At 65.8% G+C, this 11326-nt stretch carries 10 protein-coding genes; 3 read left to right on the top strand and 7 right to left on the bottom strand.

All coding sequences use genetic code 11. The features are described from left to right. Positions 1-60: 60 nt before the first annotated feature. The 7 genes from der to ndk form a co-directional block, all read right to left on the bottom strand. Complete coding sequence (gene der / locus QMX83_RS16640; RefSeq protein ID WP_282297751.1) at positions 61-1458, bottom strand: ribosome biogenesis GTPase Der; 1398 nt, start codon at positions 1456-1458, stop codon at positions 61-63. A 12-nt stretch (positions 1459-1470) separates the two neighbouring features. Then, positions 1471-2679, bottom strand: a complete 1209-nt coding sequence (bamB, locus tag QMX83_RS16635; RefSeq protein ID WP_282297750.1) for an outer membrane protein assembly factor BamB — start codon at positions 2677-2679, stop codon at positions 1471-1473. Then, on the bottom strand, positions 2680-3318 hold the full coding sequence (locus QMX83_RS16630; RefSeq protein ID WP_282297749.1) for a tetratricopeptide repeat protein: 639 nt from the start codon (positions 3316-3318) through the stop codon (positions 2680-2682). Between the two features lie 66 nt (positions 3319-3384). Then, positions 3385-4254, bottom strand: coding sequence for a RodZ domain-containing protein (locus QMX83_RS16625; protein ID WP_282297748.1), 870 nt, complete (start codon positions 4252-4254; stop codon positions 3385-3387). Between the two features lie 6 nt (positions 4255-4260). Further along, positions 4261-5061 carry a tetratricopeptide repeat protein gene (locus QMX83_RS16620; RefSeq protein ID WP_282297747.1) on the bottom strand — a complete coding sequence of 267 codons (801 nt, stop codon included), beginning with the start codon at positions 5059-5061 and terminating at the stop codon, positions 4261-4263. Further along, positions 5048-6256 carry a 23S rRNA (adenine(2503)-C(2))-methyltransferase RlmN gene (rlmN, locus tag QMX83_RS16615; protein ID WP_282297746.1) on the bottom strand — a complete coding sequence of 403 codons (1209 nt, stop codon included), beginning with the start codon at positions 6254-6256 and terminating at the stop codon, positions 5048-5050. Before rlmN ends, QMX83_RS16620 begins: the two co-directional genes overlap by 14 nt. A 10-nt stretch (positions 6257-6266) precedes the next feature. Further along, entirely contained in the window at positions 6267-6692 is a 426-nt protein-coding gene (ndk, locus tag QMX83_RS16610; protein WP_282297745.1) for a nucleoside-diphosphate kinase, read from the bottom strand. 241 nt (positions 6693-6933) lie between these two features. On the opposite strand from ndk, the gene QMX83_RS16605 reads away from it, so the two are divergent. The 3 genes from QMX83_RS16605 to QMX83_RS16595 all read left to right on the top strand — a co-directional run bounded on the left by QMX83_RS16605 (position 6934) and on the right by QMX83_RS16595 (position 11255). Then, positions 6934-7584, top strand: coding sequence for a TetR/AcrR family transcriptional regulator (locus QMX83_RS16605; protein WP_282297744.1), 651 nt, complete (start codon positions 6934-6936; stop codon positions 7582-7584). Positions 7585-7657: 73 nt separating this feature from the next. Further along, on the top strand, positions 7658-10030 hold the full coding sequence (locus tag QMX83_RS16600; RefSeq protein ID WP_282297743.1) for a 3-hydroxyacyl-CoA dehydrogenase/enoyl-CoA hydratase family protein: 2373 nt from the start codon (positions 7658-7660) through the stop codon (positions 10028-10030). 16 nt (positions 10031-10046) lie between these two features. Continuing rightward, positions 10047-11255: an acetyl-CoA C-acyltransferase gene (locus QMX83_RS16595; protein WP_282297742.1), complete on the top strand. Its 1209-nt coding sequence runs from the start codon at positions 10047-10049 to the stop codon at positions 11253-11255. Positions 11256-11326: the final 71 nt, after the last annotated feature.

Genomic DNA, 11326 nt, shown 5'->3' with positions numbered 1-11326 from the left:
GCCCTGCGTGGCTTCGACCCACCTGGTACCGCGCAGCCACGCAGGGCGTGGCTCTACAGCTTACTTGCCCTTGACGTGCTTCATCAGGCGGCGCTTGCGCGCGATCTGACGTTCGGTCAGCACGTTCTTCTTGCCTTCGTACGGGTTGGTGCCCTCGCGGAAGATGAACTGCACCGGGGTGCCGATCAGCTTGAAACGCTTGCGGAAGAAGTTTTCCAGGTAGCGCTTGTACGACTCGGGCAGGTCCTTCAGGCGGGTGCCGTGCACGATGAAGGTCGGGGGATTGGAACCACCCGGGTGCACGTAACGCAGCTTGGAGACGTGGCCGCGAATGGCCGGCGGCGGGTTCGACTCGTACGCCATTTCCAGCGCCTTGTTGACCTCGCTGGTGCTGAACTCATGCGTGGCCGAGGCATGGGCCTGGTGGATGGCACGGAACAGCTCGCGCAGGCCCGAACCATGCTTGGCCGAGATGCGCACGTTCTCCGCCCACGGCACGAAGCCGAGCTTGCGCGACACCAGGGTTTCGGCCTGCTCGCGCTGGTACTCGGTCAGGCCGTCCCACTTGTTGATCGCCACCACCAGGGCGCGGCCGGCGTCGAGCACCGCACCCAGCACGCTGGCGTCCTGGTCGGTCACACCCTCGCTGGCGTCCAGCATCAGCACTGCGACCTGGCACTGCTCGATGGCCTGCAGGGTCTTGACCACGCTGAACTTCTCGACCACCTCGTCAACGCGCGACTTGCGGCGAAGACCGGCGGTATCGATCAGGCGGTACTGGCGACCGTCGCGCTCCAGGTCCACGGCGATGGAGTCACGCGTGGTCCCCGGCACTTCCGAGGCGATCATGCGTTCTTCGCCGAGGATGCGATTGACCAGCGTCGACTTGCCCACGTTCGGGCGGCCGACAAAGGCAATGCGGATGCGCGCCGGATCATTGTCCAGCTCTTCGCCACTGCCCTCTTCCGGCAGGCGCTGCACGACCTCATCGAGCAGATCGTCCAGACCCTGTCGGTGCGCGGCAGAGACGGTCAGCATTTCGCTGAAACCGTAGCGTGCGAATTCCGAACGGACCGCGTCTTCGTCGGTGCCGTCGATCTTGTTGATCAGCAGCAGCGTCGGGCGCGACAGCTTGCGCAGCCAGGCGAGGATTTCGTCATCCAGTGCCGAGGTGCCGTCACGGGCGTCGACCACGAACAGGATCAGGTCGGCCTCGGCGGCGGCGGCGCGGGCCTGGCGTGCGGTAGCACCGGCCAGACCCTCTTCCTGCTCGGCGATACCGCCGGTGTCGACGACGAGGAAATGATTGTCCTCGTCCAGGCGACACACACCATAGTTGCGGTCCCGGGTGACGCCTGGCTGGTCATGGACCAGGGCGTCACGGGTACGGGTCAGCGCATTGAAAATGGTGGACTTGCCGACATTCGGCCGTCCAACCAGGGCGACCAAAGGCAGCATCGCGGTAACTCCTTAGTTTGCCAACCGGAAGGCGGTCAGCTTTCCATCAACGTTCTGCACAAGCAGAATCCCATCAGCGACCACCAGCGCGCCCCGCAGGGCATCCCCGCCGGTCTTGGCGCGGGCGGCCATCTGGCCATCCTCGGTGCGCAGCCAGTGCACATAACCCTTATAGTCACCGACCACAACGTAATCGCCCTGGATGACCGGACCGGTCAGGGTGCGCCGGGCCAGCCCGGTCTGCGACCACATCGCGGTGCCGCTCATCTTGTCCAGGCCGAACACGCCGCCCTTGCTGTCCGTGACGAACACGTTGCCCGAGGTCAGGGCGACGCCACCGGCACCGCCATGGTCGCGCGCCCACAGCGGACGACCGGTCGGACCTTCAATGGCCATGGTCTGGTTCTTGAAGCTGCTCACATACAGCGTGTTGCCTTCCAGCACCGGGGCACCGTCCACGTCGGACATGCGCTCCAGTTCGGTACGGCCCTCGCCATTGGCGATCATCTGGTCCCACACGGTGCGGCCGTCCTGCATGGCCAGCGCCGCGACGCTGCCGTCATCGTTGCCGATGAACAGCACGCCCGGACCGGCCACCACCGGCGCGTTGCCGCGCACGGTCAGGGCGGGCAGCTCACGCGGGTTGAACCACTTCTGGGTGCCGTTGGAGGCCTCGAAGCCGGTCACGCGGCCGTCGTTGCTGCGCACGAAGACCAGGCCCTGGGAGATGGCCGGGGCCGAGATCACTTCGCCCGGCACCTTGGCACGCCACTTTTCAGTGCCGTCGTTGGCGTCCAGCGCGATGACCTGGCCGTCGAGCGTGCCGATCACCACCAGGCCCTCGCCCACGCCGGGGCCGCCGGACAGACGCAGCTTGGGCTGCTTCTTGACCTTGGCCGGTTCGTAGGTCCACACGGTCTTGCCGGTCTGCAGGTCCAGCGCCTGCACGCCACCGGTGATCGCCGCGGCGAACACGCGGCCGTCAGCCACCACCGGGCCCTGGCGCACGCCAATGCGCTTTTCGCCCTTGCCCAGGCCGGTGCTCCAGATCTTCTCGACCTTCACGGTCGGCTCGAACTTGACCAGCTCAGCCGGTTCCTGCGCCTTCTTGGCTTCAGCGTCCTTGCCGGCGAACCAGCCCTTGACGGTGCTGCAACCGGACAGCGCCACACCCATCAGCACCAGGGTGGCAACGCGCTTGATCATGACCATCTGCTTCATTTACGCCGACTCCGCACGATCGGTGACCGTGCCACCGGCATCCATCACCTTGATTTCCAGCAGTCGCCGCTGCGGCGCCGCCACGTCCAGCGTCTTGAGCGCCTTCTCATACTGGCCGCGCGCTTCGTCGCGCTTGCCGGCCGCCATCAGTGCATCGCCATGGATCTCCAGGCTGGCGCTGTCGCTCGCCGCGCCCAGTTGCTTGATCGCTTCGTCGCTCTTGCCACCGGCAATGAGCAGGCGGGCAATACGCTGGTCGACGGCATTCTTGAATTCCGGCTCGGCCTTGATGGCCCGCAGGGTCGCCAGGGCGGCGTCATTCTGACCGGCATCCACCTGGGCCTTGGCCAGCTGCATCGCAGCCAGGTCGGCATACAGCGAGGACTTGCCGCCTTCGAGCGCTTTCACGCCCTTGGCCGCTTCGTCCAGCTTCTTGTCCTGCAGCTGCTTGAGGACCGCCTGGTACTGCACGTTGGCGTTGGCCAGCTCGTTGCCCTGCTGCTTCTGCCACCACTGCCAGCCGGTGATGCCGCCAATGGCAATGGCCACACCGGCAATGATGCTGACACCGTTTTTCCGCAGCCAGCCGCGGACGCGTTCACTTTGTTCGTGCTCGTCGAGCAGGTCGTCGATCGCCATGCGTACTCTCGCCCCTGCCCATCAGGAGGGACCATTTGAATTGGGTTGTTGAACGGGAGCCGCGGCTCAGTGTGAAACCGGAACCACGGAACCGTCAGAGGATACCGTAAAGCGTGCCACGTTGGCTCGCTGATACGGCGAAAGGTCGACGATAGCGCCGCCCTGCTGAACCTCCACCGCCGACGCATTGCCCAGCACCATGCGGGCCACTTGGCCAGGGGGGAAGCTGCGCGACTCGCCGGATTTGATCAACGCTTTTTCCACGGTGGTGCCATCCGGACCGGTGATGTCGACCCAGCTGTCGCCCTTGAACTGCAGATTCAGCGTGCCGCCGGTCGCGACCGGCGCGCTGGCGGCGGGGCGTGGCACCGGGGTCAGCGAGGCCAGGTAGGGAGCCGAAGGCGTGGTCGATGCGGGGGCCGGTGCGGCTGCGGGTGCCGCCGGCGCATCGGGCTCGGAACCACCCGCGACCGGGACGGCCGCCGGAATGACATCCAGCGATGCGGTATTGGGGGTGTTGCTGCTGTTGTCGAAGTGCCCCCGGGTGGCAAACCACACCGGCACCGCCAGCACGGCGGTGATGCCCACGTACAGGGCACGACGCCCCAGGCTCTCGGCAATGCGGCGCGCCCGCGGCGTATGCGTGTGACTGACCAGTTCCGGCGGAACGACCGGTCCGATGTGGGCCTGCTCCAACGCGTCGCCCAGGTCGACCTTGAGCAGACGGGCATAACTGCGCAGCTGGCCGCGGACGAACACCGGAGCGCCGAGGCGATCCCACTGCTCGGACTCCAGGGATTTCACCACCTGGACCGGCATGCGCAGGTTTTTGCCTACGGCTTCAAGGGTCAGTCCGGCCGCTTCCCGCGCCTGACGGAGTCGTGCTCCGCATCCGGCCGCAGCGTCAAAAGCGTTCACAGTCTGGTCATCAATCACAATGCTTCAACCCCGGGAATTAGGAGCCGCGTCCTGCGGAAATTCGTCGCGAATTCGCTGCAGATAGCGACCCGATGCCACTGCGTCGCCCAGCTGCGCCTCGATATCAGAGGCAAGTTGTAACACGGAACGCGTGGCCGGTGCAGCCGCCAAACGCCGTTGCACGAAGGCCCGGGCCTCGAAAAAGCGCCCCTGGGTGTACTCGTTGCGAGCCATCGACTCCAACGCGTAGGCGTTGGTGGGAGCCAGTGCCAAGGCCTTGCGGAGGTCCCGTACCGCCCGGTCCGCCTCGCCCGCGTCGAGCGCACAGCCCCCGGCGTTGGCCAGCGCAGCGGCCGGCGTGCTGTAGCCCGGCGCAGCCAGCGCCTGATCGAAATACACCAGCGACTCGGCGGGACGGCCATGTGTACATAGCCACGCGCCATAATTGTTGAGGACGTCGCCGCGATGCGGAGCGACCTCGACAGCCTTACGCAGCAGTTCGCCCGCCTCGGCATCCCTGCCCTGCGCGTTGGCCAGCTGGGTCAGCACCAGGTAGGCCTCAGGACGGGTGGCATCCATCTTCAGGGCCGAGCGCCCGCGCTTTTCGGCCAGCGGCAGGTCACCCATGCGCAACGCCTCGGCCGCCAGCGTCACCTGGTCCTGGTAGGCGAAGCGCTTGCGAACGTCAGCGTTGTCACGCGCGGTGTAATCCGGCGCGACGCCCCGCACATTGTCTGGAATCTTGAAACCCTTGTTGCCGCCACAGCCAGCGAATGCCAGCGCGACGAAGACAACGGCTGGCAATCGAAGGTCAGGCAGCGGCATTCCGGTTTTTCCCGCCCTGCAGGGTCTTGTTGAATTCGGCCTGGCGGCGCGTGCGGTCCATGACCTGGCCCTTGAGCTGGCCACAGGCGGCATCGATGTCGTCGCCACGGGTACGCCGCACCATGGTCAGCACCTTCGAGTCCAGCAGGATCTTCTGGAAGGCGCGGATCTGGGTATCGTCCGAACGCTCGTAGCGCGTGCCCGGGAACGGGTTGAACGGAATCAGGTTGACCTTGCCCGCGTTCGACGTCTGCACCGCGTTGTCGAACTGGCGCATGAGCCGCGCCAGCTGGCGGGCGTGCTCGGGAGTGTCATTGATGCCGCGCATCAGGGTGTATTCGAACGTGACCGACTCGCGGCGCTTGTTGGCGCGCAGGTAGCGGGCGCACGATGCCATCAGCTCGGCGATAGGGTACTTCTTGTTGAGCGGGACCAGGGTCTCGCGCAGCTCATCGTTCGGCGCATGCAGCGAGACCGCCAGCGAGACATCGCTTTCGGCGGAGAGGCGATCGATCTGCGGCACCAGGCCGGAGGTCGACAGGGTCACGCGCTTGTTGGCCAGGCCGTAGCCCAGATCGTCGCGCATCACGCTCATGGCGCGCACGACGTTGTCGAAATTCATCAGCGGCTCGCCCATGCCCATCATCACGACATTGGTCAGGCGGCGCTGCTTGTGCGGAATGTTGCCCAGATGGCGCGCGGCGACCCACACCTGGCCGATGATCTCGGCGGTGGAGAGGTTGCGGTTGAAGCCCTGGGTGGCGGTCGAGCAGAACGTGCAGTTCAGCGCGCAGCCGACCTGCGAGGACACGCACAGCGTGCCGCGGGTCTTGTCGGGAATGTAGACCGCTTCAATGGCGTTCTTGCCATCGGTGCCCATCGCCAGCAGCCACTTGTGGGTGCCGTCGTTGGAGGGCTTTTCAAACACGATGTTGGGCACAATCACTTCAGCGTGCGCCTGCAGCTTGGCGCGCAGCGCCTTGCCCAGATCGGTCATCTGGTCGAAGTCGGTCACGTAGTGGTGGTGGATCCACTTCATGACCTGATGGGCACGGTAGCGCGCTTCGCCGAGGGTCTCGGCGAAGAAGCGCTCCAAACCCTCGCGATCGAGGTCGAGCAGGTTCTGCTTGCCAGCAGTCGGTGCCGTCTTCGGCAACGGCTGGATGGCGGCGGTGGGCTGTACGACCTCGTTCACGGCATTACTCTCAGCGCGAGACCACTTCAGTGGCGGCGAAGAAATAGGCGACTTCGACAGCAGCGTTCTCGACCGAGTCCGAGCCGTGGGCGGCATTGGCGTCGATCGATTCGGCGAAGTCGGCGCGGATGGTGCCCGGCGCAGCGTCCTTCGGGTTGGTGGCACCGAGCAGGTCACGGTGGGCCAGCACGGCGTTTTCGCCTTCCAGCGCCTGGATCATCACCGGGCCGGAGATCATGAACTCCACCAGCGCGTTGAAGAACGGACGCTCGCGGTGCACGGCGTAGAAGCCTTCGGCTTCGCGGCGCGACAGCTGCTTGTACTTGGCAGCGACGACCTTCAGGCCAGCCTTTTCAAAGCGGGCGTAGATTTCGCCGATGACGTTCTTGGCAACCGCGTCGGGCTTGATGATGGAAAGGGTGCGCTCCAGCGCCATGGGAGGTTCTCCGTTGGGCGGGCCACTGATCGACCCGAGAGTAACATGAAAAAAACCCGCGTCAAAACGCGGGCTTAGCCTGATATACGTGCGTCAATTCTACAGCGTCCGCGCGCGGCATGACAACGGGCCGCATTCAGGTGGATAAGCGCCGGCCAACCAGTCTGCTGCGACGCAGCATGCCAGCGGACCGGGCTGGGTCTAATATCAAACAATCGTTTGATTGAACCCTGCCCTACCCATGGCCAAGCCCGCCCACTTCTCCACCAAGGACCGCATTCTCGGGGCCGCCGAGGAGCTGTTCGCCCAGCACGGCTTTGCTGGCACCTCGCTGCGCCAGGTGACCAGCCAGGCCGACGTCAACATCGCGGCGGTGAATTACCACTTCGGCTCCAAGGAAAACCTGGTCAACGAGGTGTTCCGCCGCCGCATGGATGAAATGACCACGGCGCGCCTGGCCCAGCTGGACACCGCCCGCCGCGACCACCCCGGCCAGCTTCGCCCGGTGCTGGCCGCATTCGTGGAGCCGGCCCTGGCCATGGCCCAGGACCGTCAGAGCGGCGGAGCCTTCGTCCGCGTCATCGCCCGCGCCTACGCGGAAAAGAACGACAACCTGCGCAAGTTCCTGTCCGACCACTACGGCCATGTGCTGCGCGACTTCGGCAAGGCCATCGCGGCCTGTTTGCCGGAGTTGAGCAAGGAAGAGCTGTACTGGCGACTGGACTTCCTGGCCGGCTCGTTGACCTACGCCATGGCCGACTTCGGGCTGATCAAGCGACCCGCCGGTGTCACCGAAGCGGCGCATCGTGCCCATGCCGCCCACGAACTCATTCATTTCGCCGAAGCCGGCTTCCGCGCCAGCGCAGCCGCCTCGCCCGTTTCCACCCCGTAACGCCGGGCCCGCGCCCGATCCCCCGTAGAGCCGGGCTCTGCCCGGCTAAACAGACCACCAAAGGCTTATCGACATGTCCAATTCCCTGCTAGTCCGCCGCGCCGCCGTGCTGGGTGCCGGCGTCATGGGTGCCCAGATCGCCGCCCACCTGACCAACGCCGGTGTCGACACCGTGCTGTTCGACCTGCCTGCCAAGGAAGGTCCGGCCGATGGCATCGTGCTGAAGGCCATTGCCAACCTGGGCAAGCTGAGCCCGGCCCCGCTGGCCAGCAAGTCCTACGCCGAAGCCATCACCCCGGCCAACTACGAGACCGGCCTGGAACAGCTGAAGGACTGCGACCTGATCATCGAGGCCATTGCCGAACGCATGGACTGGAAGCAGGACCTGTACAAGAAGATCGCCCCGTTCGTGGCCGACCATGCGGTGCTGGCCTCCAACACCTCGGGCCTGGGCATCAACAAGCTGGCCGACGTGCTGCCCGAGCAGCTGCGCCATCGCTTCTGCGGCGTGCATTTCTTCAACCCGCCGCGCTACATGCACCTGGCCGAGCTGATTCCGGCCACCACCACTGACGCGGCGGTGCTGGAAGGCCTGGAAACCTTCCTGGTCACCACCCTGGGCAAAGGCGTGGTCTACGCCAAGGACACCCCGAACTTCATCGGCAACCGCATCGGCGTGTTCTCGATCCTGTCCACCATCCACCACACCCAGCAGTTCGGCCTGGGCTTTGACGAAGTGGACGGCCTGACCGGCCCGCTGGTGGGCCGCCCGAAGTCGGCCACCTACCGCACCTCCGACGTGGTCGGCCTGGACACCATGGCCCACGTCATCAAGACCATGGGCGATACCCTGCCGAATGACCCGTGGCACGAGTACTTCAAGTCGCCGAAGTGGCTGGACGCGCTGATCGCCAAGGGCGCGCTGGGCCAGAAGACCGGTGCCGGCATCTTCCGCAAGGTCGGCAAGGACATCGTCGTGGTGGACCTGGAGAAGCAGGACTATCGCCCGGCCGACCGCACCGCCGCGCCGGAAGTGGTCGAGATCCTGAAGATCAAGAACCCGGCCGAAAAGTTCGCCAAGCTGCGCGAAAGCCAGCACCCGCAGGCCCAGTTCCTGTGGGCGACCTTCCGCGACCTGTTCCACTACAGCGCCTACCACCTGGCCGACATCGCCGAAACCGCGCGCGACGTCGACCTCGCCATCCGCTGGGGCTACGGCTGGTCGCTGGGCCCGTTCGAAACCTGGCAGGCCGCCGGCTGGAAGCAGGTCGCGCAGTGGATCGCCGACGACATCGTTGCGGGCAAGAGCATGAGCAGCGCGCCGCTGCCGGACTGGGTGTTTGATGGCCGTGACGGCGTGCACGCCGCCGAAGGCAGCTACAGCCCGTCGCGCAACGCCAAGCTGCCGCGCTCGGCGCTGCCGGTGTACCAGCGTCAGCGCTTCCCGGATCCGCTGCTGGGTGAGACCTTCAGCCCGGGCGAAACCGTGTTCGAGAACGACGGCGTGCGCATGTGGCACGACGGCGACGGCATTGCCGTGGTCAGCTTCAAGACCAAGATGAACACCGTCTCCGACCACGTGCTCAACGGCTTGCAGGAAGCGATCAAGCGCGCCGAGCAGGGCTTCCAGGGCCTGGTGATCTGGCAGCAGAAGGAACCCTTCTCCGCCGGTGCCGATCTGGCCGGCGCGCTCGGCCTGCTGCAGGCCGGCAAGGTCGATCAGTTCGAAGAGATGGTGCACAACTTCCAGCGCACCAGCCAGGCGATCAAGTATTCGCTGGTGCCGGTGGTGACCGCTGTGCGCGGCCTGGCGCTGGGCGGCGGCTGCGAATTCCAGATGCACAGCGCCAAGAGCGTGGCCGCACTGGAAAGCTACATCGGCCTGGTCGAAGCCGGCGTCGGTCTGCTGCCGGCCGGTGGTGGTCTGAAGGAACTGGCGGTGCGTGCTTCGCAGGCCGCTGGCCCGGGCGGCGACGTGTTTGCCGAACTGAAGAAGACGTTTGAAACCGTGGCCATGGCCAAGGTCTCCAACTCTGCCGTCAATGCGCAGGAGCTGGGGCTGATGCGCCCGACCGACAAGGTCGTGTTCAACAGCTTTGAAGCGCTGTACATCGCCAAGGCCGAAGTGCGTGCGCTGGCCGAAGGCGGCTACCGTCCGCCGATGCCGGCACGCCGCATCCAGGTGGCCGGCGACGTCGGCATCGCGACCTTCAAGATGATGCTGGTCAACATGCTGGAAGGCCGCTTCATCAGCCCGTACGACTACGAGATCGCCGTGCGTATCGCCACCGTGCTGTGCGGCGGTGAAGTGGATCGCGGCACCGTGGTCGACGAAGAGTGGCTGCTGACCCTGGAGCGCAAGCACTTCGTCGAACTGGCCCAGCAGGAAAAAACCCAGGCCCGCATCGCGCACATGCTGAAGACCGGCAAGCCGCTGCGTAACTAATAGAGAGATCACCGCAATGACCAAGCAGATCCAGGACGCCTACATCGTCGCCGCCACCCGTACCCCGGTCGGCAAGGCACCCAAGGGCGTATTCCGCAACACCCGTCCCGACGACATGCTCGCCCACGTGCTCAAGAGCGTGGTTGCCCAGGCACCGGGCGTGGACGTGAACCGCATTGACGACGCCATCATCGGCTGCGCCATGCCCGAAGCCGAGCAAGGCATGAACGTGGCACGCATCGGCGTGCTGCTGGCCGGCCTGCCCAACACCATCGCCGCACAGACCGTGAACCGCTTCTGCTCGTCCGGTCTGCAGGCTGTGGCCATGGCCGCCGACCAGATCCGCCTGGGCAACGCCGACCTGATGCTGGCCGGCGGTACCGAGTCGATGTCGATGGTGCCGATGATGGGCAACAAGATCGCGATGGCACCGAGCGTGTTCGACAACGATCACGTCGCCATCGCCTACGGCATGGGTATCACCGCCGAGAAGGTCGCCGAAGAGTGGAAGGTCTCGCGCGAAGAGCAGGACGCGTTCGCCCTCGCCTCGCACCAGAAGGCCATCGCCGCCATCCAGGCCGGAGAGTTCAAGGACGAGATCAGCCCGTACGACGTGCGCACCCGCACCCCGGACCTGGCCGACGGTCGCCGCATCATCACCCGCGACCGTATCGTCGACACCGACGAAGGCCCGCGCCTGGATTCCTCCGCCGAAGGCCTGGCCAAGCTGCGCCCGGTGTTCCGCAACGGCCAGTTCGGCGGCACGGTGACGGCCGGCAACTCTTCGCAGATGAGCGACGGTGCGGCGGCGGTGCTGCTGGCGTCGGAACAGGCGGTGAAGGACTACGGCCTGAAGCCGCTGGCGCGCTTCGTCAGCTTCTCGGTGGCGGGCGTGCGCCCGGAAGTGATGGGCATCGGTCCGATTGCCGCCATCCCGAAGGCGCTCAAGCAGGCGGGCCTGACCCAGGACCAGCTGGACTGGATCGAACTCAACGAAGCCTTCGCCGCGCAGTCGCTGGCGGTGATTCGTGATTGCGGCCTGGACCCGTCGAAGATCAACCCGCTGGGCGGTGCCATCGCCCTGGGCCACCCGCTGGGTGCCACCGGCGCGATCCGTACCGCCACCCTGGTGCACGGCCTGCGTCGCCGCCAGCAGAAGTACGGCATGGTGACCATGTGTATCGGTACGGGTATGGGCGCGGCGGGTGTGTTCGAAGCGCTGTAATGGCAGATTGATGGGAATCGGTAGCGCCGGCTGTTAGCCGGCCCTCATTACCGCCTGGGCCGGCCAACGGC

It is taken from the genome of Stenotrophomonas sp. PS02289 (assembly GCF_029960115.1).
In the GTDB taxonomy this organism is placed as follows: Bacteria; Pseudomonadota; Gammaproteobacteria; order Xanthomonadales; family Xanthomonadaceae; genus Stenotrophomonas.
The sequence above is the reverse complement of the archived record's forward strand: the minus strand, read 5'-3'. Positions and strand labels throughout refer to the sequence as shown.